The 22721-nt window shown below is 69.5% G+C and carries 14 protein-coding genes; 13 read left to right on the forward strand and 1 reads right to left on the reverse strand.

Translation table 11 applies throughout. The features are described from left to right. The first annotated feature begins 4 nt into the window (after positions 1 to 4). Positions 5 to 3310, forward strand: coding sequence for a family 43 glycosylhydrolase (locus ACFC1W_RS08435; protein WP_375990947.1), 3306 nt, complete (start codon positions 5 to 7; stop codon positions 3308 to 3310). Between the two features lie 652 nt (positions 3311 to 3962). Here ACFC1W_RS08435 and ACFC1W_RS08440 read toward each other — a convergent pair. Beyond that, positions 3963 to 6638: a LamG-like jellyroll fold domain-containing protein gene (locus ACFC1W_RS08440; RefSeq protein WP_375990950.1), complete on the reverse strand. Its 2676-nt coding sequence runs from the start codon at positions 6636 to 6638 to the stop codon at positions 3963 to 3965. A 551-nt stretch (positions 6639 to 7189) separates the two neighbouring features. Here ACFC1W_RS08440 and ACFC1W_RS08445 point away from each other — a divergent pair. From ACFC1W_RS08445 to ACFC1W_RS08500, 12 genes are all read left to right on the forward strand, one after another. Next, positions 7190 to 7810: a hypothetical protein gene (locus ACFC1W_RS08445; RefSeq protein ID WP_241112185.1), complete on the forward strand. Its 621-nt coding sequence runs from the start codon at positions 7190 to 7192 to the stop codon at positions 7808 to 7810. 75 nt (positions 7811 to 7885) lie between these two features. Beyond that, a complete protein-coding gene (locus ACFC1W_RS08450; RefSeq protein ID WP_375990954.1) occupies positions 7886 to 8950 on the forward strand; it encodes a WxL protein peptidoglycan domain-containing protein in 1065 nt (354 codons plus the stop codon). Then, complete coding sequence (locus ACFC1W_RS08455; protein ID WP_375990955.1) at positions 8947 to 9624, forward strand: hypothetical protein; 678 nt, start codon at positions 8947 to 8949, stop codon at positions 9622 to 9624. Before ACFC1W_RS08450 ends, ACFC1W_RS08455 begins: the two co-directional genes overlap by 4 nt. 6 nt (positions 9625 to 9630) lie before the next feature. After that, positions 9631 to 10650 carry a LacI family DNA-binding transcriptional regulator gene (locus tag ACFC1W_RS08460; RefSeq protein WP_375990958.1) on the forward strand — a complete coding sequence of 340 codons (1020 nt, stop codon included), beginning with the start codon at positions 9631 to 9633 and terminating at the stop codon, positions 10648 to 10650. Positions 10651 to 10902: 252 nt separating this feature from the next. Further along, the gene (locus ACFC1W_RS08465) at positions 10903 to 11922 is read left to right on the forward strand and encodes a substrate-binding domain-containing protein (RefSeq protein ID WP_241112181.1); all 1020 of its coding nucleotides are present in this window, start codon (positions 10903 to 10905) and stop codon (positions 11920 to 11922) included. 116 nt (positions 11923 to 12038) lie between these two features. Further along, positions 12039 to 13646 carry a sugar ABC transporter ATP-binding protein gene (locus ACFC1W_RS08470; protein WP_375990961.1) on the forward strand — a complete coding sequence of 536 codons (1608 nt, stop codon included), beginning with the start codon at positions 12039 to 12041 and terminating at the stop codon, positions 13644 to 13646. After that, a complete protein-coding gene (locus tag ACFC1W_RS08475; RefSeq protein ID WP_241112179.1) occupies positions 13643 to 14728 on the forward strand; it encodes an ABC transporter permease in 1086 nt (361 codons plus the stop codon). The genes ACFC1W_RS08470 and ACFC1W_RS08475 overlap by 4 nt, the downstream gene beginning before the upstream one ends. Next, positions 14725 to 15795 (forward strand): ABC transporter permease, encoded by a 1071-nt coding sequence (locus ACFC1W_RS08480; RefSeq protein WP_375990964.1) that lies wholly within the window; start codon positions 14725 to 14727, stop codon positions 15793 to 15795. Before ACFC1W_RS08475 ends, ACFC1W_RS08480 begins: the two co-directional genes overlap by 4 nt. Further along, positions 15795 to 16511, forward strand: coding sequence for an L-ribulose-5-phosphate 4-epimerase (locus tag ACFC1W_RS08485; RefSeq protein ID WP_375990967.1), 717 nt, complete (start codon positions 15795 to 15797; stop codon positions 16509 to 16511). The genes ACFC1W_RS08480 and ACFC1W_RS08485 overlap by 1 nt, the downstream gene beginning before the upstream one ends. After that, positions 16508 to 18145, forward strand: coding sequence for a xylulokinase (locus tag ACFC1W_RS08490; protein ID WP_375990969.1), 1638 nt, complete (start codon positions 16508 to 16510; stop codon positions 18143 to 18145). Before ACFC1W_RS08485 ends, ACFC1W_RS08490 begins: the two co-directional genes overlap by 4 nt. Positions 18146 to 18186: 41 nt before the next feature. Continuing rightward, the gene (gene araA, locus ACFC1W_RS08495; protein ID WP_375990971.1) at positions 18187 to 19698 is read left to right on the forward strand and encodes an L-arabinose isomerase; all 1512 of its coding nucleotides are present in this window, start codon (positions 18187 to 18189) and stop codon (positions 19696 to 19698) included. Positions 19699 to 19783: 85 nt separating this feature from the next. After that, entirely contained in the window at positions 19784 to 22720 is a 2937-nt protein-coding gene (locus tag ACFC1W_RS08500) for an immunoglobulin-like domain-containing protein (RefSeq protein ID WP_375990973.1), read from the forward strand. Position 22721: the final 1 nt, after the last annotated feature.

Below are 22721 nucleotides of genomic sequence, written 5' to 3' on the forward strand. Positions count from 1 at the left end.
GCTCGTGACCGGCGCACTCGCTCCGGCCGCAGCCCACGCGGCCGAGCCCGCCTCGCTGCTCGCGTCGTACGACTTCTCGGAGTCGAGCGGCACGGTGCTGCATGACGTCTCCGGATCCGGCAGAGACGCCGCCGTCGTCGGCGGGGCGGCCTGGCGGGGCGGGTTCATGCAGTTCACCGGTGCGAACCACGTGCAGCTCCCGAACAATCTCCTCGCCGCCCAGAGCGCCGCGACGGTCATCATCGAGACGAGCCCCACCGCGCTCTCGGGGAACAAGTTCCTGTGGAACGTCGGCGGCTCGGGCGACGCGGCGACGGGGCAGTTCTTCATCCAGCCCGTCGCGCCGCGCGTGGCGATCTCGAAGGCGAACTGGTCGGGTGAACAGTCGGTGACGTCGACCACCAAGCTCGCGCAGGGTCGGTGGCAGTCGGTCGCCGCCACGATCGAGAAGAACGCCGGCGCGACGACGTCGACGCTCAAGCTCTACATCGATGGCGCGCTCGTCGCCCAGAAGGCGGACTCCACCGTCGCCCTGAGCGATCTCACGACTCACACGATGAACTACATCGGCAAGAGCGCCTACGCCGGCGACAGCCTCTACCAGGGAGGTGTCTCGGCGTTCCGCGTCTACAGCGAGGCGCTGACGGCAGCCGACATCGCGGCCGCATCGGCGACGGATGCCGCGGCCACCGCCGCCGAGGTGGCGAATGCGGTCGACCTCGCCGCGGCGAACGTGCAGAATCTCGCGCAGGTCGAGTCCGACCTCGTTCTGCCGACGGCCGGCGGCGTGACCTGGACGTCGCAGCCGGCCGGGATCGTCGCGGCGAACGGACAGGTCACCGCGCCGTCGGTCGACACGGCGGTCACGCTGACGGCGACCGCTACGTTGCGGGGACAGACGGCGACCAAGGACTTCGAGATCACGGTGCTCAAGGCGCCGACCGCCGCCGCGCAGGCGCAGCGCGCGGCCGAGACCCTCCTGCTGCCGTCCGTTCTCGAGCAGGGCTACGCTCTCCCGGCGACGGCGCTCGGGCTGCCGGTGGCCTGGTCCCACGTGTCCGGCGCGGGATCCGTTGCGGATGGCAGGATCGCGACGGCGCCGGCCACGGGCCTTGCGGCCGCCACGCTGCGGGCTGTCGTCGGAACGGGCGCCGACGCAGCGACGACCGAGATCGAGGTGCGGATCGCCGAGACCGGCGCCTCGCGCCTGGCCGCCTACACGACGACGAAGAACACGCGCGGCGGCGACGACCCCGAGGTCACGCGCGCCGGCCACCTCGCACTCAGCGCGGACGGTACGACGTTCACCGCGCTGAACTCGGGCGCAGCGGTGGTGTTCCCCACCGTCAGCGGCATGACCGAGACGAGCAACGGCACGAAGCGGTACCTCGCGCGGCCCTACGTGTTCCGCCTCTCGGGCGACGAGGGCTTCGGCATGATCGCGCGCCGCACGTCCGACGCCGGCGCGGCCGAGGCATCCGGAGCCCTCGTCTTCACGTCCCCCGACCTCGTGGACTGGACCGAGGTCGGCTACCTCCCGCTTCCCGGTCAGGGGACGACGGGCGCGGTCTCCGCGGAGTGGGACTCGCGCGTCGACGCCTACCGCGTCGCGTGGACCAGCACCTCGGGATCGACGCTCACCGGCACGACGGCCGACTTCGCGGCCGTGGCCTCCGTCAAGGTCGGTCAGCAGCCGAGTGGTCGCGCGGGGACGATCGACGTGACGTACGCCGAGACCGCGTCGATCGTGCCCGTGACGGTGGCCGAGGCGCGCGTCGCCGAGCACCTGCTCGGACGCGTCCGCAACACCGGTCTGCAGGCTCCCGCGGACGTGACGGTGGAAGCAGGCGGCGAGCTCGAACTCCCTGAGAAGGTCACCGCTGAGTACTCGGACGGCGGCACGCACGACTTCCGGGTGGACTGGGACGCGTCGGCTGTCGACACGTCGACGCCGGGGGAGTACACGGTCACCGGCACGCTGACGCGCACCGACACGGTCTTCCCGCTGCTGCCGAACCGCGCCGATCCGCACGTCCTGCGCTACACGCTGCCGAACGGCGAGAAGACGTGGCTCTACATCGCCACGGACGACAGCGGACAGGACGAGTTCTTCATCCGTCAGGCCGACACGATCACGGGCCTCGGTTCGGCGCCCGACAACCGCATCCTCGGGTACGGCCTCTCGGGCACCGCGACGAACGCCCAGCTGTGGGCGCCCGAGCTGCACGTCGTGAACGGCGACCTCTATATCCTGTTCGCGGCCAACGCCAACAGCGCCAACTCGTGGACGGGCGTGCAGTCCTACACCATGCGGCTCAAGCCCGGCGGGAACCCGCTCGTCCGCGCCGACTGGGAGGCTCCGCAGCGCGTCGTCGACGCCGCCGGCCAGCCGCTCACGACGTACGGCACCGGGATCACCCTCGACATGACGCACTTCGAGGACAACGGCATCGACTACGTCGCGTGGTCGGAGCGGATCGTCTCGCCGTCCACCGGACCGGCCGTGCTGAAGATCGCGACCGTCGTCCCCTCGACGACGGGCCCGTGGCGACTCTCCAGCCCGCGGACGACGTTCGTGTACCCCGACAAGGGGTGGTCGACCAACACGTCCGCGGTCGCCGAGGGGCCGTTCGTCATCAAGCGCGACGGCAAGGTCATGATCACGTTCTCGGGCTCGAACATCGACTGGACGTACGCGGTCGGCCTCGCCACCGCCTCGTCCGGCGCCGACCTGCTCGACCCGGAGGCCTGGAACGTGAGCGACCACGCCATCTGGAGCTACGAGGGCGTCTTCGCCGACAATTGGGGCCCCGGGCACAATTCGTACACGTACGACGACGACGGCAACCTGATCAACGTCTTCCATGCGAAGGCGACGCAGAACGGCACCCGCGACTCCGGAGTGCGGATGGTGTACTTCCGCCAGGACGACAGCCCCATCCTCGACATGACCGACACCGAGTGGCTCGCGACGGCCAACCGCACGGCGACCGCGAAGGTCGTCGTGACGGCACCGGAGGGACTCGAGGTCGAGGCATCCGTCACCGCTCGCTGCATCGGCGGCAAGGTCGTGCAGGTGGTCACCGTCGCCAACGGCGAGGACGTGCCGGTGTCTGTGACGATGACAGGCGCCTACGGCACGAAGTCGTTCGCGTCGCTCGCGGCGGGGAAGAGCGCGTCGGCCTCCTTCACGACGCGCCTGGCGTCCATCCCGGGCGGCTCGATCACCCTTGCCGCCTCGGCGACGGTCGCCGGCTCGCCGGTGACTGACACGACGGAGGTGAGCACCGCGCCCGCTTCGTGCGGGTGACCTGACCGCGGCCGCAGCAGCGGCCGCCGCGACGCGCGCCGCGGGTGTGGACGGACCCCGCGGCGCGCTGTCGCGCCTCCGCACCGCTCGCGCCGCCGCGCTCTCGTGCCTCCGCAGTGTCGTGCGCGCGCCGGGCTTCCCCTCGGCAGGCGTTGCTCAGATCAGGAGATCTGGCGGAGACAGGATGCTTTCGCCGAGAACGTCCTGTTCTCGCCAGATCCCCTGATCCGGGGCGAGCCCGCGGAGGGGCGCCTGGTCGTCGAGCGAGCAGGCCCGCGTCGCGCAACTCTTCCCCTCGGCAGGCGTTGCTCAGATCAGGAGATCTGGCGGAGACAGGATGCTTTCGCCGAGAACGTCCTGTTCTCGTCAGATCCCCTGATCCGGGCGAGCCCGCGGAGGGGCGCCTGGTCGTCGAGCGAGCAGGCCCGCGTCGCGCAACTCTTCCCCTTGGCAGGCGTTGCTCAGATCAGGAGATCTGGCGGAGACAGGATGCTTTCGCCGAGAACGTCCTGTTCTCGTCAGATCCCCTGATCCGGGGCGAGCTGCGCGGAAGGAGTGCTTTCGCCGGGCTAGGCGCACGCGGCCACCCATGGCACCGCGCACGAAAGAGCCCCGCCGGATGGGGGCCGGCGGGGCTCTCCTCGGGTTGGACCTAGCCGCAGGTGGCGGCGGCGTAGGAGGCGGATGCCTCGGCGCTGTCGCCTCCGGCGGTCACAGCCGCACTGACCGTGCCTCCGGTGATCGAGCCCAGACGCGTCGTGAAGGCGACCGCCGTGCTCTTGCCGGGCTGCAGGGTCGCGATCGACTTCGAGCCGTAGGTGGTCGAGACGGCGAGCCCGACCGGCGCGTCGCCGTCGTTGGTCGTCTTGACCGTGAGCGTCACCTTGCCCGCGACACACCGTGTGTCGGCGACGACCGTCACCGGCAGCATCGGCGCCGCGACGACCACATCGGCCGTCACGGTCACGGCCGTCGAGCTGTACAGCTGCTTGCCGGGCGCGTTCCACGCGGTCGATCCGCCGGTGCCGACCCACTGGTTGAGGTTGGCGCCGATCGTGCGCACGGTGCCGGTCACCTCGTACGTGCCGGGCTCGCCGGTGTCGACGTCGGAGAGGTCCCACGTCACGGGCTGCGACGCGGTGCCCCGGCCGTACGCGAGCACGACGTCAGCCGTCGGGGGCAGCGCCCCACGCACGTCGGCCTCCGTCGCGTCGGCGTCGACCTCGATGGACCCGAGGTCACTCGAGACGGCGGTGGCGGCATCCGCTTCACGGATCTCGTCGTACTGCGCCTTCGTGAGCCCGACGATGCCGCCGTGCTTCGTGCTCGGCGCCATGGAGAAGCTGCTTCTCACGAGCTGCGTGAATCCCGCGTCGAGGTTCGTCGTCTCCATCGGCCGGTAGCCGGTCGACGGGATGACGTCGACGTAGAGGTACCACTTGTCCTCGCCGTGCCGCTGGAAGACCGCCGGACCCTCGACGCCGCCGGCGTTGCCGCCGGACCACTCCGCGCCGATGCGCGTCTGCAGCTGCGTCCAGGTCGCCGACGGCGTCCACCACTCGGCCGCCGATGTCGACTCGAGGTAGATGCCCTTGCCCGCGGAGTTGTCCTTTGTGATGCGGTAGGTCTTCCCGTCGTTCTGGATGATCGTGGTGTCGATCGTGTTGCCGCCGGCGTCGATGAACGCGCCGCCGTACTCGTACGTCGCCTGCGTGAAGTCGGGCGTCGGCCCCCACAGGATGCGCGAATACGTCGAGCCGGTGTGCTCGGGGTTGGTGTACACGTTCGACGCCCAGTAGAGGACGAACGCGCCCTGGCCGGGGCCGTAGTAGTCCGGCACCCAGGTCGCCTCGGGCGCCCATGCCATGCCGAACTCGCCGACCTTCGCGCCGTCCGTCAGTGCGACGTCGAACTGGCGGAGGTCGCTCCAGCTCACGAGGTCCTTCGACTCCCAGACGTTGAGCTTCGTGCTGCCCTTCGAGCTCCAGTAGCACCACTCCATGCAGCCGGAGACGCCGCGGTCTCCGCCGAAGACCCGAAGGTCGGTGGCGATGATGTAGTACGTCTCGGTCTCGGGGTTGTAGGTCAGGTAGGGATCACGGATGCCGGTGGTGCCGAGGTCGGACGCCAGGATCGGCCGGCCCGCATTGAGCGGATCCCACTGCTCGGGGTTGTCTCCCCGCGAGATGTCGAGGTAGATCTTCTCGGCGTAGCCCGCCGAGTCCTCGATGAAGTGCACCATCGCGTAGCCGAACGCGTCCGTCGCCGCGGCCTCGGGCTTCACCGTCACGGGCACCTGCTTCGTGGCGGTCGCGCCGCGCACGGTGGCGGTCGCGGTCAGCATGGTCTGCAGCGGAGCCTCACCTGCCGCGGGCTGGTCGGCGGTCGCGGTCACGCCGTCGGCGTCGATCGTGATCGCCGGGTCGGCCGACGACCAGGAGACGCGGCCACCGTAGGTCGGCAGCGTCGTCTGCGCCTCGTCGAACGTCACGGCGGCGACCCCGTCGGCGACGGTCTGCGCGGCCTGCTGGAAAGAGGCGGCGTGAATGGCGGCATCCGCCACCGACACGTCGTTCACCTCGGTCGCCGTCAGCGCGCGGTCGTAGACGCGGAAGGTCGACACCTCGCCCTTGTACATGGGGTCGGGGTAGGGGGCGCGGCCGATGGCGTTGAGGGTCTGGTCGGTGATGGATGCCGGCGTCAGGGCGGTGTTCGTGCGGGCGACCTGCACGCCGTCGACGTAGAACGTGATGTGGCCGGCGGCGCCGTCGATGACCGACGTCAGGCTGTACCAGCGGTTGGCGTCGAGCGCGGTGCCCGAACGGGCGTTGATCTCGCCCCCGCCGCTGTTCGTGGTGATCGCTGTGCGCGGGTTGTCACGCACGGAGGCGAAGTAGTACTGCGTCGTCGAGTCGCTGCCGATGTTCCAGAGGAAGTTCCAGTTGTTCTTCATCGTCGGGTCGATCTTGGTCTCGATGGTGACGGTCGCCGAGGTCTTGCCGCTGAGGATGTCATCGGGCAGTCTCACCCAGTTCGCCGATGCGCTCGTCTTCGCGCCGCCCGCGAGGACGAGCGACGAGCCCGTCCACTGGCTGTCGGTCCCGTTCACGACCGCGGCAGGGGCGCCACCGCTGACGCGGTTCGGGATGCTCGCACCTGTCGTCTGGTCGAAGACGTACTCGGCGAGCAGCCCGCCCGTGGGAGCGGACGCGCTGGCGCCGGCTGCGGCGGAGGCGCCGACGGGGGCGAGCGCGGCGGCGATGAGGGCGCCGCCGACCAGGGCGGCGACCACCGTGCGGGGCCGCCACCGGGCGCGTGGGCCGCTCACCGAGGCTGTGGATCGGGGAATTCGGTTCACTCCAGCTCCTTTGCTGTGCGCTGCCGCGGAGGGTGCGAGATTCGCATACGGCGCGCGGTGGAATGTTAGCGCTCACGCTATCCCTCGGCAAGCATTCATGTCGCCCGTCGCCTTAGCCGTCCGCCCGCAGCGGGCATCTCAACCGGATCGAATTCCGAAGGGTTTCGGGTGTCGCGGGAACCGAATATGCCGAAACCGATTTCGGGTCTTGTTCTCGCTAACTGTTGCCGGTAACATCCAAGGCGAGCCAAGTCGATCCACCGCCGGATCCGAGAGCAAAGGTGCAAAAATGCTCAGTCACTCCCGCAGCCGTACGGCGCAGACCACGGTCGCGCTCGTCGTGGCGGGGAGTCTCCGGGCGACGCGCCGAGAGGCGGGCGCACCTCGCGCCGGCCATCACCCATGTGAGACGGGGGCGCTCGGCAACGGCTGAGGCTTCCAGCGAGTCCCGACGACCGGATGGACCGGTCGCTCGCGAGTTCGGTCGGCAGAGGTGCCGACCGGGAAATTGGAGAGAACGAATGAACAAGCGAGGACTGTTCGCACGTACCGCCGCAGGTGCGTTCGGCGGGATGCTGCTGATCGGTGTCGCAGGCGCCGCCATCGCCGACGAGGTCGGCAACGACCAGGTCGACGTGAACGTGAACATCGAGGCGATCGAGCCCGTCGGCGCGCTGACGATGACCGTCGGCGGCGAAGCCGCGACGCTGACCGAGGTCGAGTCCGCCGACGCCGAGATCCGTCAGTTCGACGGCACCCTCCCCACCGTCACCGTCACGGACGACCGCGCCGAGGTCCCCGAGGGCGTCGCCTGGTACGTCACCGGTCAGTCGTCCGACTTCGTCTCGGGTGCGAACTCCATCTCGGCCGGACACCTCGGCTGGTCGCCGCAGCTGCTCTCGGAGGAGGGCAACGGCGAGGTCGCGGTCGGCCCGGATGTCGACACCGTGCTCGACGAGGGCCCCAACAACGTCGGTCTCGAGGGCGAAGAGTTCCTGGCGCTCTCCCTGGACTCGGGCGAGGCCGCCGCGGCGGGCGCCTGGTCGGCGAACGCCAACCTGTTCCTCAAGACGCCCGTCGACGTCGCGCCCGGCAGCTACGCCGCGACCCTGACCCTCACGCTGTGGGAAGACGCGTACTGACACGCGAAGTCTGACTCGTGTTGAATCGGGTCGGGGCCGTCATCGGCGGCCCCGACCCTGACGTCTGGATTGTCCTTGCTGCCACTCTCTTCCCGCCTCCGGCCGGCGCGTCATGCGCTGGCCGGCCTCGCCCTGGGCTTGGCGCTGGTCGCCGGTGTTGCGGTACCCGCGTCCGCCGACACCGACGACACACCCGACGTCCGCTGGTCGGTGACTCCGGCGAACGAGTCCGGGCCTGACGGGCGGACCTTCGTCGAGAATGAGCTCGACCCGGGGGAGTCGGTCGACGACTACTTCGCGGTACGCAACGTGAGCGACCAGACAGTCGAGTTCGCGCTGCTCGCCGCCGACGGCTTCTACACCAGCACGGGTCGATTCGACATCCTTCCGGCCGGGGAGGAGTCCGTCGATGCGGGCACCTGGATCTCGGTCCCGGAGACGGTCACCGTCGATGCGGGCGAGACGGCTGTCGTTCCTTTCACGATCACCGTCCCCGAACAGGCCGAGCCGGGCGACCACGCCGCCGGGATCACCGCCTCCATCGTGTCCGTCCAGGAGAGTGAGGACGGCACGGCGGTCGGCGTCGAGAGCCGCGTGGGCTTCCGCGTGACCACGCGGGTGACAGGGGAGATCACGCCCTCAGCCACAGTCGACGTGGTGTCGGGCGACTACTCCCTGTCGTGGAACCCGTTCCGTCCCGGCGAGGCGACGATCACCTTCCGCGCTGAGAACACCGGGAACACCATCCTCCTCGCCGAAGGCACGGTGTCCGCCGGGGGCGGATCCACCGAGTTCCCGGCCGAGGGGGAGCGCACGCTCGAACTCCTGCCCGGCGACTCGCGCGACATCACCGTCGTCGTCGAGGGCGTCTGGCCGCTCTTCGTCGTTCCCGCTTCGGTGGTCGTCACCCCCACGGTCGTGACGATGAACGGCGACAACGCCACCATCGAACCGATCACTGCGGACACGGTCGTCTGGGCGGTGCCCTGGCCGCAGCTCATCATCCTCGCCGGCCTCGTGCTGGTCGTGTGGGCGATCGTCTGGGGGCGCATCCGGTCTCGCCGGCGCCTCGAGTCGATGCTCGAGGATGCCAAGGCGGCCGGGCGCCGCGAGGCCGAGTCCGCAGCGGACGCCTCGTGAGGAGCCGGGGGAGGATCGCCGGCACGATCGCCGGGCTCGCGCTCGTCCTCGGAACGCTCATCGTTCCCGGCGCGCTGGCGTCGGCCGCCGGACCCGCCCCGGAACCGGACGGCGTCCGCGTCACGGTGGAGATCGCCCCGCTGGAGTGCACGTGGACCCCGGGTACACCCGGCCCGCCTCCCTGGGCGGGGATGCCCGGGCATCCGTGTCATCCGGGAAACCCCGGCGGCCCGGGAAACCCCGGGAACGGCGACGGGAACGGGAACGGGAACGGGAACGGGAACGGGAACGGGAACGGGAACGGCAACGGGAACGGCAACGGGAACGGGAACGGCAACGGGAACGGGAACGGCAACGGGAACGGGAACGGGAACCCCGGGAAGGGCAAACCGACACCGAAGCCGACACCGACCGCGGCGACCCCCGACGGGTCCGGCTCGGGCACCGGCGGCACCGGGCAGCCGGGGGCCTCAGGCGCTGCGCCGTCCGGAACCGGCGACCCCGTGCCCGTGGGCTGGATCGCCGCGGCGGGGGCGGGCGTGCTCCTCGCCGTGACCGGCCTGATTCTCTGGCTCGTCCCCGGCGCGGCGGCAGCCGTGTTCCCCGGCGTCGGCGGTGCGGCGGCGGCCTCCACCGCCGCGCCTTACGATGTGGTCAGCAAGAAAGGGAGGTGATCCACTGTGACCGATCAGATGGCCAGGGGCTGGCAGCGGCCGAGCATCTACGATGTCGCCAAGCAGGCGGGCGTCTCGCACATGACCGTTTCGCGCGTGCTCAACGGGCACCCCAACATCCGCGAGTCGACCCGCGAGCGTGTGCTCCAGGCCATCGACGAGATGAACTACACGCGCAGTTCCATCGCGCGCGCGCTCGCCACGCGCCGCGCCATGCGCATCGGCATCCTCGTCGACAGCCCGGTGCAGTGGGGTCCGAACAGCACGCTCCGCGCGATCGAGAGCGCTGCGCGCGATGCAGGCTATGCGATCAGCGCGTTCTCGATCTCCGACGACGAAGAGTCGCAGATCGACACCGGCGTCGTCGAGCTCGTGACCCAGGGCGTCGACGCGCTCTGCGTCATCGCCCCGCGCGCTTCGTCGCTCGATCTCCTGCGCCAGCAGAGCACGGGTCTTCCCACCCTCGTCATCAAGGCGGAGTCCGATCCCGAGATGCACACCGCCGCGGTCGATCAGCGCGCCGGCGCGATGGCCGCCGTGATGCACCTGATCGAGCTCGGGCACCGCTCGATCGCCCACCTGTCAGGGCCGCTGGACTGGTACGACGCGCGGGCTCGCGAGCAGGGCTGGCGGGATGCCCTGGCCGACGCGGGTCTGCCGATCGCCCCTCCGGTGGTCGGCGACTGGACGTCGGACTACGGTTACACGTTCGGCAAGACCTACGACTTCGCCGACGCGACGGCGGTGTTCGCGGCGAACGACCAGATGGCGCTGGGCCTCGTGCACGGACTGTCGGAGCGAGGGCTGAAGGTGCCCGACGACATCAGCGTCGTCGGGTTCGACGATCTTCCCGACGCGCGCCACTTCCTGCCGCCGCTCACGACGGTGCGGCAGGATTTCGCTGCGCTCGGCGCGCTCGCACTTCAGATCATCATTGCGGCGATCGAGGGCGAAGAGGTGACCGAGCACGACATCATCGAGCCGCGTCTGATCGTCCGCAGCTCGACCGCGCCGCCCCGCTCCTGACGCACGATCGGAGGCGCCTCGCTCCCTGGGGTGAGGCGCCTTTGGCTTGCGTGCCGGAAAGGGGTATGTTGCCGCTCACGCGAAAGTGTTAATGTTCGCGGTAACGGAGAAATAACGAATCTTGCAGAACTAGTTGCGCACAGGGTTGTTAGCGCGCACAATGGACTCGCACACACCCGAGAGTGTCCCGCTGGGGCACCGGCACTTCCTCGCCGACCAAGAAGCGTCGGGGAGTCTCAAGGAGGAGAAGAGATGGCAAACAAGAAGCGGATGCTCGGCCTGATCGGCTTCGTCGGCGCGGGGGCGCTCGCCCTCGGTCTTGCCGGCTGCGCAGGCGGCGGCAACGACGGCGGCGACAACGGCGACGGCGGCAACGCGGGCGGCGACGGCGAACTGACCACGGTCGGCTTCGTCGCGGTCGGCCCCGAGGGCGGCTGGCGCAACGCGAACGAGCAGGCGATCAAGGACGCGTTCACGCAGGACGCGGGCTTCGACCTGAAGTACGCTCCCGCGGCGAGCCCGACCGACCAGAAGTCGCAGATCGACGCCTTCGCGACGTTCGTGAACGACGAGGTCGACGTGATCCTCCTCACCGCGACCGAGGCTTCCGGCTGGGAGGACTCGCTCGAGCTCGCCCAGGAGGCTGAGATCCCCGTCATCCTGCTCGACCGTGGTGTCGACGCCAGCGAGGACCTCTACGTCACGCGCATCGCACCCGACAACGTCAACGTCGCCGGCACCGTCGGCGAGTGGGCCGTCGAGACCTTCCCCGAGGGCGCGAACTACTTCACGCTCGAGGGCGTCCCCGGCCTCTCGGTCGTCAACGAGCGCAACGAGGGCTTCGACGCGGCCATCGAGGGCGCTTCGGGCTGGAACAAGATCGGCGCGCAGACGGCCAACTGGACCGCTGACGAGGGCAAGTCGGTCATCGAGACCGTGCTGAAGGAGAACCCGGACCTCCAGTTCGTGTTCGCTCAGAACGACGAGATGGGCATCGGCGCGGCCGCTGCCGTGACGGCCGCCGGCCTGGTCCCGGGTGAGGACGTCAAGATCGCCACGATCGACGGCACCACCCCGGCCCTCGAAGCACTCGCCGCTGGTGAGCTGAGCTTCGTCGCCCAGTACAACCCGTTCTTCGGCGACCTCGCCGTCGACGCGGTCAACTCCGCACTGGCGGGCGACAGCGTCGAGAAGAACATCATCGTCCCCGGCGAGACGTTCGACTCGCCCGAGGCCGCTCAGGCCGCGATCGACGAGGGCAAGGGCTTCTGATCCGACTCTGTCGACGAAGCGAGAAGTGATGCGAGCGGGGGTCGCCGTTCCGGCGGCCCCCGCTCGTGCTCGTTTCCACCAGAACCCCCGCCCTGCAGCAAAGGATCCACGCAGCCATGATTGAACCGATTGCGATCGTCGAGGTCCGCAACGCGTCCATCACCTTCCCGGGAGTCAAGGCACTCGACGACGTCAGCTTCCGGCTGCTTCCCGGCGAAGTGCACACCCTGATGGGTGAGAACGGTGCCGGGAAGTCCACCCTGATCAAGGCGCTCACCGGCGTCTACCAGATCGACTCCGGCGAGATCGTCGTGGCCGGCCAGGTGCGGCACTTCAACGGGACCGCCTCCGCTCAGGCTGCGGGGATCTCCACCGTCTATCAGGAAGTCAACCTCTGCACGAACCTCACCATCGGTGAGAACGTGATGCTCGGACACGAGGTCCGAGACTGGACCGGCATCAACTGGCGCAAGACCCACGCCAAGGCCAGCGAGGCGCTCGCCCGCATGGGCCTGGGCGACCTCGACCCCCGCGCGCCGCTGTCGTCGATCTCCATCGCGCTCCAGCAGCTCGTCGCCATCAGCCGCGCGATGGTCACCGACTCGAAGGTGCTGATCCTCGATGAGCCCACCTCGAGCCTGGATGCGAACGAGGTCGAGGTGCTCTTCGACGTCATGCGCCGGCTTCGCGACCAGGGCGTCGCGATCCTCTTCGTCTCGCACTTCCTCGACCAGGTCTACGCGATCAGCGACCGCATCACGGTGCTGCGCAACGGTGCCTTCGTCGGCGAGTACCTCAAGCGCGACCTCGACCGCACGCAGCTCATCTCGAAGATGATCGGCAAGGACTTCGAGTCGCTCAAGGCCCTCGGCTCCAACCGGCAGACTCAGCAGCGCGACCGCAGCGTCACGCCGCTCTTCGCCGCCGAAGACCTCGGCCGCAAGGGCGCGATCGAACCCACCGACCTCGACATCCACGCGGGTGAGGTCGTCGGCTTCGCCGGGCTCCTCGGAGCCGGCCGCACCGAGCTCGCCCGCCTCATCGCGGGCGCCGACAAGTCCGACACGGGCACGATCCGGCTCCGTGGCAAGAAGGTCTCGCTGAACTCGCCCGTCGCCGGGCTCGCCCACGGCATCGCCTACTCGACCGAGAGCCGCCGTGACGACGGCATCGTCGGCGACCTGAGCGTCCGCGAGAACATCATGCTCGCCGTCCAGGCGCGACGCGGGTGGTTCCGTCGCGTTCCGGCCCGTGAGGTCGACCAGCTGGTCAAGACCTACATGGAGCGCTTCAGCGTGCGGCCGAACGACCCGGACCGTCCCATCCGTCTCCTCTCCGGCGGCAACCAGCAGAAGGTGCTGCTCGGCCGGTGGCTCGCCACCAACCCCGACCTTCTCCTCCTCGACGAGCCGACCCGTGGCATCGACGTCGGCGCGAAGGCCGACATCCAGGAGACCGTCGCCGAGCTGGCCGAGGGCGGCATGAGCGTCGTCTTCGTCTCATCCGAGCTCGAGGAGGTCGTGCGGCTCTCCGAGCGGATCGTCATCCTCAAGGACCACCAGAAGGTGGGCGAGGTCGTCAACGGACCGGACGTCACCGCCGAGAGCATCGTCTCCGTCATCGCCAGCGAGACGGGCGATCAGGCCGAGAGGACCGCCGAAGCCCTCTCCGAAGAGGTCGCCGCCGGAGAAGCATCCGCCGACCAGGAAGGGAGCGCGTCATGAACCGCGTCAGAATCGCACTGCGCACGCCCTGGTTCTGGGCCATCGTCGGCATCGCGCTGCTGCTGCTCATCAACACGCTCAAGAACCCGGCGTACCTCGCCGTCAGTGTCAACCCGACGACGGGGATGCTCACAGGCAACGTCCTCGACATCCTGCGCGTCTCGGCGCCGATCATCATGATCGCGCTGGGCATGACGTTCGTCATCGCCACGGGAGGCATCGACCTCTCCGTCGGGTCGATGATGGCCGTCGGCGGCGCGGTCGCGATGGAGACGCTCTCGAGCCTCAACGGGTCGTCGCCCATCGGCGCCATGCTGACCGCGGTCGGGCTCGCGCTCGCGCTCGCGATCGTGCTCGGTGCCATCAACGGATTCCTGGTGTCGGTCATCGGGCTTCAGCCCTTCATCACGACGCTCATCATGATGCTCGCTGCGCGCGGCATCGCACGCGTCATCACCGGGGGCCAGAACACCAACGCCACGAACGAGCCGTTCCGCCTCCTCGCAAACGGGCAGATCTTCGGGATCCCGACGAGCTTCGTGCTCGCGATCGCGATCGTCGTGCTCATCGCCCTGGCCATGCGGCGCACGGCGCTCGGCCTCATGATCGAGTCGATCGGCATCAACCCGCACGCGAGCCGGCTCGCCGGCATCCGTCCCCGTCCGATCCTGTTCGGCGTCTACATCCTCTCCGCCGCGCTCGCCGCGGTCGGAGGTCTCTTCAGCGTCTCGGAAGTGATGACGGTGAGCGTCGGCGGCACGGGCAACCTGATGGAGCTCGACGCCATCCTCGCGGTGGTCATCGGCGGCACGTCGCTCGCCGGCGGCAAGTTCTCGATCGTGGGCTCCACGGTCGGAGCGCTCCTCATCGCGACCCTGAACAAGACCGTGCTGTTCCTCGGAATCCCCGCTGCGGCGACGCCGGCGTTCAAGGCCATCGTCATCATCGTCCTCGTGCTGCTCCAGTCCGAGCGCGTGCGCTCGTGGGCGCTCGTGCGTCGGAAGTCGCCGGGCACCCCGCCCAGCGGACCGGCGCCGACCGTGGAGCAGACCGCATCCGTCTCGAAGGAGGCCGTCGCATGAGCGCCTCAGGCACGCTTGTCGAAGCAATCCCCCCGGTTCCCGACCTCCCTGAGGGCAAGCGCGCAGCGCGCCGTGGTCGCATGGCGCGGCTGTGGGAGCGCAATCAGACGCTGATCCCCACGCTGGCCGCGCTCGTCCTGCTGTTCGGCATGCTCATCTACGCCGAGGTCGCGTACGGTCGCGTGTTCCACGCCGGCACGATGTCGAGCCTGCTGATCAGCTTCGCGCCGACGATCATCCTCGCCGTGGGCATGACGATCGTCATCGTCTCGGCCGGCATCGACCTCTCGGTCGGCGCGGTCGTCGCGTTCAGTTCGGTCGCCGGCGTGATGCTGATGAACATCGGCATCAACGGCTGGGCCTCGATGGTGCTCATGATCCTGTTCGGAGCGCTGTTCGGTGCGCTCGCGGGCGTCATGATCCAGTACTTCAACGTGCAGCCGTTCATCGCCACACTCGCGATGATGTTCCTCGCCCGCGGACTGGCGTCGATCCTCTCGACCACGCCCGTGCAGGCGCCGGAGGACTCCCCGATCCACCTGCTCGCGACCGACTGGAAGCTCTACGACGGGCCCAAGGTCAACGACCTGACCGTCACTCCGGGCCTCATCATCGCGGTGCTCGTCGTGCTCGGCGGCATGTTCTACCTCCACCGCAGCCGCAGTGGGCGCACCGTGTACGCGATCGGCGGCAACGAAGGCTCGGCCGGACTGATGGGCCTGCCCGTGGCGAAGACCCGCGTGGGGATCTACATCATCTCCGGCGCGCTGTCCGGCCTCGCGGCGGTCGTCTACACCGCCGAGGTCGGCGGCAAGGCTCAGAACGTCACCGGCATCGGCTGGGAGCTCGACGCGATCGCCGCGGTCGTCATCGGTGGCACGCTGCTCACCGGCGGATACGGCTACATCCTCGGCTCGGTCGTCGGTGTGTTCGTGATCGCGGCCATGCGCCTCATCATCACGAAGGACGGCACCATCAACCCCGAGTATCTGACGATCATCACAGGCGGCGTCCTGCTGGTGTTCGTCCTCCTGCAGCGCGTGCTGACGAGGCGGAGGGCGAGTTGATGGATGCCGGGCTCCAGGCCGCGATCGACGCGGTGCGCGCCGACGTGGCGAGGCTGCACGCCGAGCTGGTGCGGTACGACCTCATCGTCTGGACGGGCGGGAACGTCTCGGGCCGCGTGCCCGGCGCCGACCTGTTCGTGATCAAGCCCTCGGGGGTGTCGTACGACGACCTGACGCCCGAGAACATGATCCTGTGCGATCTCGACGGCAACGTCGTGCCGGGCACGCCCGGCAGCGACCGCAGTCCGTCGAGCGACACCGCCGCCCACGCGTACGTGTACCGCCACATGCCCGAGGTCGGGGGAGTGGTGCACACCCACTCCACCTTCGCCGTGGCGTGGGCCGCGCGCGGCGAGGAGATCCCCTGCGTGATCACCGCGATGGCCGATGAGTTCGGCGGGCCGATCCCGGTCGGACCGTTCGCGATCATCGGCGACGACTCGATCGGGCGCGGCATCGTCGAGACCCTGACGGGCCACCGATCCCGCGCGGTGCTGATGCAGAACCACGGTCCCTTCACGATCGGCGTCTCGGCGAAGGACGCGGTGAAGGCCGCGGTCATGGTCGAGGACGTCGCGCGCACCGTGCACTACGCACGCGAGGCCGGACCGTTGATCCCGATCCCGCAGGAGGCCATCGACCGTCTCTACGACCGGTACCAGAACGTGTACGGGCAGTCGAGCGACGAGCGTCGCGACGCGGAGGACCAGGCATGACTCCGGACGATCCAGGTTCATCCGCTTCGCGGCCGGCCGACCCGGCGACCGTGGCCCAGGCCATCATCGACGGCCGCACGGCGCTCGGCATCGAGCTCGGTTCCACACGCATCAAGGCCTGCCTCGTTCTCGCGGACGATCCGGCAAACGTGCTCGCCGTGGGCAGCCACGCGTGGGAGAACCGGTTCGTCGACCGCCTGTGGACCTACGCGATCGACGACGTGTGGACCGGCCTGCAGGCGGCCTACGCCGACCTCGTCGCGGACGTCCGCGACCGCCACGACGTCGCACTCGAGACCGTGGGCGCACTCGGCGTCTCGGCCATGATGCACGGCTACCTCGCGTTCGACGCCGACGGCGAGCTGCTCACCGAGTTCCGCACCTGGCGCAACACCAACACGGATCGCTCGGCGGCGGTGCTCTCCGAGCTCTTCGGCGTGAACATCCCCCTCCGGTGGTCGATCGCGCACCTCTACCAGGCCGTGCTCGACGAGGAGCCGCACGTCACCGACGTCGATTTCTTCACCACGCTCGCCGGCTACGTGCACTGGAAGCTCACCGGGCGCAAGGTGCTCGGCATCGGCGACGCGTCGGGCATGTTCCCGATCGACGCAGAGACGCGTGACTACGACACCCGCATGCTCGAGAAGTTCGACCGTCTCATCTCCGAGCGCGCGTACGGACTCGAGGTCGCCACCCTCCTTCCCGAGGTCGTCGTCGCCGGAGGGTCGGCCGGCGAGCTCACGGCCGAAGGCGCGGCCCTGCTCGATCCGAGCGGCGCTCTGAAGCCGGGGATCCCGCTGTGCCCGCCGGAGGGCGACGCCGGCACCGGCATGGTCGCCACGAACTCCGTCGCGCCCCGCACGGGCAACGTGAGCGCCGGCACGAGCATCTTCGCGATGGTCGTCCTCGAGCGGCCGCTCGAGCGGGTGCATCACGAGCTCGACGTCGTGACGACCCCGGCCGGTGATCCGGTGGCGATGGTCCACTGCAACAACGGGGCGAGCGAACTCGCGGCGTGGGTGGGCCTGTTCGACCGGTTCGCCACCGTCAGCGGCGGACAGCTCCACGCGGACGACGTCTTCGAGGCGCTCTTCCGCGAGGCGCTCGACGGCGAGCCGGACGCGGGCGGCCTGCTCGCCTACAACCATCTCGCCGGTGAGCCGATCGCGGACCTTCCGGAGGGCCGCCCGCTCTTCGTGCGCACGCCCGAGAGCCGTCTGACGCTCGCGAACTTCATGCGCGCCCAGATCTACGGTGTCTTCGGCACGCTCGCGCTCGGCATGCGCGTGCTCGACGGCGAGGGCGTCGCCCTCGACCGCATGTTCGCGCACGGCGGCATGTTCCGCACCGCGGGCGTCGCCCAGCGGTTCCTCGCGGGTGCTCTGGACGCCCCCGTGGCGGTGGCCGAGACGGCGTCCGAGGGCGGCGCGTGGGGCATCGCGGTTCTCGCGGCCTACCTCGCCGAGGCATCCGATCTCCCCCTCGATGCCTACCTGCGGGACCGCGTGTTCGCCGATGCGGAGTTCGACGTCGTCGAGCCCGACCCCGAGGACGTCCCCGGGTTCGCCGCCTACCTCTCGCGCTATCGCGCCGGACTCGCCGTCGAGCGAGCCGCCGTTCCGGCCCTCTGACCACACCTCCCCCCACCTCGAAAGACCCAGAAGGACTCCCCATGACCCGTCAGCCTCTCGCCACCAGCCTCGATTCGTACGAGGTGTGGTTCGTCACAGGCAGCCAGACCCTCTACGGCGAGGAGACGCTGCGTCAGGTGGCGGAGCAGTCGCAGGCCGTCGCCGATGGACTCGGCGGGCTGCCGGTCACGGTCGTGTGGAAGCCGGTCCTGAAGGACTCCGACTCGATCCGCCGCCTGGCGCTCGAGGTCAACGGCCGCGACGACGTCATCGGCGTGATCGCCTGGATGCACACGTTCAGCCCGGCGAAGATGTGGATCTCGGGCCTCGATGCTCTGCAGAAGCCGCTGCTGCACCTGCACACGCAGGCCAACGTCGAGCTGCCGTGGGGCGACATCGACTTCGACTTCATGAACCTCAACCAGGCCGCGCACGGCGACCGCGAGTTCGGGTACATCCAGACGCGCCTGGGCGTGGCCCGCAAGACCGTCGTCGGCCACGTGTCGAACCCGGCCGTGGTGCAGCAGGTCGAGGACTGGCAGCGCGCCGCCGCGGGCTGGGCCGCGGTGCGCACGCTGAAGCTCGCCCGCTTCGGCGACAACATGCGCTACGTCGCCGTCACCGAGGGCGACAAGACCGAGGCCGAGATCCGCTTCGGCGTGCAGGTCAACACGTGGGGCGTCAACGAACTGGTCGAGGCTGTCGAGGCGGCGAGCGACGCCGACATCGATGCGCTCGTGCAGGTGTACCTCGACTCGTACGACGTGGCGGACGAGCTCCGGCCCGGTGCCGAGCGTCACCAGTCGCTGCGCGACGGCGCCGCGATCGAACTGGGTCTGCGCTCCTTCCTCGAGGAGGGCGGCTTCGGCGCCTTCACCACGTCGTTCGAGGACCTCGGCGCTCTGAAGCAGCTGCCCGGTCTCGCGGTGCAGCGCCTGATGGCGGAGGGCTACGGCTTCGGCGCGGAGGGCGACTGGAAGACCGCGATCCTGGTGCGCGTCGCCAACGTCATGGGCGCAGGCCTGCCCGGCGGGGCGTCGCTCATGGAGGACTACACGTACGACCTCGTGCCCGGTTCCGAGCGCATCCTGGGCGCCCACATGCTCGAGGTGTCGCCGACGCTGACGACGACCAAGCCGCGTCTCGAGGTGCACGAGCTCGGCATCGGCGGCAAGGACGACCCGGTGCGCCTGGTCTTCACGGCCGACGCCGGACCCGCCCTCGTCGTCGCGATGAGCGACATGCGCGACCGCTTCCGCCTCGTGGCGAACGTCGTGCAGAACGTGGATGCGCCCGACCTGCCCAAGCTCCCTGTGGGCCGCGCGGTGTGGGAGCCCGCTCCCGACTTCGCGACCAGTGCCGCCTGCTGGCTCGCCGCCGGCGCCGCGCACCACACCGTCATGACGACCGCGGTCGGCATCGACGTGTTCCGCGACTTCGCCGACATCGCCAAGACCGAACTCGTCGTGATCGACGAGGACACCACCGTACGCGGCTTCCAGCGCGAGCTGCGGTGGAACCAGGCGTACTACCGACTCGCTCAGGGCTTCTGAGCAGCCACCACCACCCGACCCGAGGGGGGCCTCACCGATGAGACCACAACCGACACCATCCACTCGCGCATCGCGCCGGCGCTCCGTGCGCCGCGGGGTCGCGGCATCCGTCGCCGCGGTCCTCGCGGTGTCCGTCATGGGCCTCACCGCCCCGCTGGCCGCGAACGCCGCAGACGTCCCCGCGCCGAGCGCGCACTACGACATGTCCCACGCGGGTACGTCGTTGCTCGACGTCTCGGGCAACGGCCGTCACGCGACGCTGTCGGGGCTGACGGACGCGTCGTTCGCGGAGGCGGGCTCCGATGACGTGCTGCGGTTCCGCGCCGACGGATACGCATCGCTGCCCAAGGGACTGGTGACGGCGACCGACAACGACTTCACGGTCGAGTACACGGTGTCGACGCAGACCGCGGCGAACAGCTTCGGCTGGGTCATCGGCGACGGCGTGGGTGCCTGGAACACGACCCAGCTCGGCAACCACATCTTCCTGAGCCCGCGCTCGGCGCAGGGCGGATACACCAACCAGGTGCTCGCGGCGATCCGGGTGAAGACCGACGGCAACAACGGCGAGAACCGCATGCCGGCCGGCGGCGGACTGAACGCCGGGTTCACGACCCTCACCATGGTCGGGTCGGGCAGCACCCTCACCCTCTACCGGGACGGCGTCGTCATCTCGACGCTCACCCACACCCGCTCCCTGAGCTCCATCATCCCGAGCGGCAACGTGCTCGGCTACCTCGGCCGTCCGCTTTACCAGGGCGACTCGCTGCTGCGGGCCGACGTCTCGGACGTGAAGTTCTGGGACGTCGCGCTCACCGCCGACGAGGTCACGAGCAGCATGCCGAGCGCCGAGGACAAGACGGCCGCGACCGCGGCTCTGCTGCGCGGCGACGTGCTGGCGAACATGTTGGGGGCCAACCCATCGCTCGACCAGGTGTCGAGCAACCTCACCCTCGGCGCGTCCGTCAACGGTGTCGCTCTCACGTGGTCGTCGTCGAACCCTGCCGTCATCTCGACCACGGGCGTCGTCTCGCGGTCGATCGTCGACGACACACCCGTCACTCTGACGGCGACGACATCGCTCGGCACCACCCTCACGTTCGACGCGACCGTGCTCGCCCCGAGCGTCTCGGCCGATCTCGACGCCATCACGCTGGCCGACCGCTCGACCGAGCACCTTCCGCTCGCCACGAAGGGCGCGGTGAACGGCGCCGACATCACGTGGACGTCGTCGAACCCCGCCGTCGTGACGGCGACGGATGCCGCGTACCAGGCGCCCGCCGTCGGTGCGGCCGACCCGTTCCGCGGCGGCGGGCTCGTGACACGTCCCGCCTACGGCGAGGGCGATGTCGAGGTGACGCTCACCGCGCACGCGACGCTCAACGGCCAGACCGCGGAGCGCTCGTTCGATGTGACGATCGCCGAGCAGGGCCGCTGGGCGCCGGACGCCGGCTACGCGTCGGCGTACTTCAAGTCCGACGGCGACGAGAAGATCTACCAGGCGGCGACGTCGGGCAACGACTTCTTCACCTTCTCGCCCGTGAACGGCGGCAACCCGGTCATCACGTCGACCGCAGACACCAAGGGCCTGCGCGACCCGTACATCCTCCGCTCCAAGGACGGCGACAAGTACTACATGGTCGCGACCGACCTCTGCATCAGCTGCGGGACCGGCTGGGGCCCTGCGCAGTCGAACGGAAGCCTGAAGATCGAGGTCTGGGAGTCGACCGACCTCGTGCACTGGGATCGAACCAACGGCGAGAACACCGGCATCACCGTCAACCAGCCGGCCGCCGGCATGACGTGGGCGCCCGAGGCGTACTGGGACGACGAGCTGCAGTCGTACGTGGTGTTCTTCGCCTCGCGCCTGTACTCCGACGCCTCCCACACGAACAGCGACAAGCTCTACGCCCGCATGTTCTACGTGCTGACGCGCGACTTCCAGACGTTCACTTACCCGCCCGCCACGTGGCAGGACACCGGGTACGCGCGCATCGACTCGACCGTCACGAAGATCGGCGACTACTACTACCGGTTCACCAAGAACGAGGAGAGCGGCGCCGCCGGCATCCTCGAGGCGGGCAAGGACATCTTCATGGAGCGCTCGAAGGTGGTGACCGCACCCACGACGCAGTCCAGCTGGACCGCCGACCCGAACACGACGTGGCAGCTGACCGACACGCGCATGACCACGCTCGAGACCGGCCAGGCGGGCGAGGGCCCGGAGATCGTCAAGCTCAACGCCGGAGATCCGAACAACAACGCACAGGGCGACGGCTACGTGTTCCTCGTCGACAACTACGGATCGGGCGGCTACCGCGCGTTCCTGACGAACGAGCGGGCCATCGCCTCGAGCCAGCAGTCGGACCGTCTGTCGCAGCGCGCCGACTGGGCCGTGCGCCCCGTCGGCGGCCTCCCGGCGAGCCCGCGTCACGGCGCGTTCGTGAGCGTCACGCAGTCGGTGCTCGAGGCCATGCACGCCTGGACGGAGGTCGAGGCCGTGTCCTCGACCACGACGCTGACAGCCGAGGACCGCACCGTCACCGCCGAGGTGGCCGCGGAGGATGGCGGCGACGTCGTCGGCACGGTCACCTTCTCGGGCGGATCGTGGACCGAGACGGTCGACCTCGAGGACGGCTCGGCATCCGTGACGGTCCCGGCGGGTGTCGGCTCGGTCACGGCGCACTACGACGGCTACTCCGATGGGCTTGTGAGCCCGTCGACGTCGGCGGCGGTGTCGCTCGGCCTCCAGCTGTCCGCGACGGCGTCGACGCGCTGCATCGCGGGCAAGATCACCGAGATCGTCAGCGTGAAGAACGCCGACGACGTCGCGGCCACGGTCGCGATCGCGGGTGCCTACGGCAGCAAGACCGTCACGGTCGCCGCGGGCAAGACCGCGTCGGCCTCGTTCACGACCCGTGCGGCGTCGATCGCCGCGCACGACGTGACGATCACGGGTGAGGCCTCCGGCGGCCTCACCTACTCGTCCACGGTGACGGTCGCGGCCGCCACCTGCCAGTGAC

Origin of the sequence: Microbacterium sp. NPDC056003, from assembly GCF_042274785.1 — a bacterium.
In the GTDB taxonomy this organism is placed as follows: Bacteria; Actinomycetota; Actinomycetes; order Actinomycetales; family Microbacteriaceae; genus Microbacterium.

Coding starts and splice junctions, on each gene's coding strand:
- araA (WP_375990971.1), top strand. CDS start 18,187: ATGACCCGTCAGCCTCTCGCCACCAGCCTCGATTCGTACGAGGTGTGG.
- ACFC1W_RS08475 (WP_241112179.1), top strand. CDS start 13,643: ATGAACCGCGTCAGAATCGCACTGCGCACGCCCTGGTTCTGGGCCATC.
- ACFC1W_RS08490 (WP_375990969.1), top strand. CDS start 16,508: ATGACTCCGGACGATCCAGGTTCATCCGCTTCGCGGCCGGCCGACCCG.
- ACFC1W_RS08470 (WP_375990961.1), top strand. CDS start 12,039: ATGATTGAACCGATTGCGATCGTCGAGGTCCGCAACGCGTCCATCACC.
- ACFC1W_RS08465 (WP_241112181.1), top strand. CDS start 10,903: ATGGCAAACAAGAAGCGGATGCTCGGCCTGATCGGCTTCGTCGGCGCG.
- ACFC1W_RS08445 (WP_241112185.1), top strand. CDS start 7,190: ATGAACAAGCGAGGACTGTTCGCACGTACCGCCGCAGGTGCGTTCGGC.
- ACFC1W_RS08480 (WP_375990964.1), top strand. CDS start 14,725: ATGAGCGCCTCAGGCACGCTTGTCGAAGCAATCCCCCCGGTTCCCGAC.
- ACFC1W_RS08485 (WP_375990967.1), top strand. CDS start 15,795: ATGGATGCCGGGCTCCAGGCCGCGATCGACGCGGTGCGCGCCGACGTG.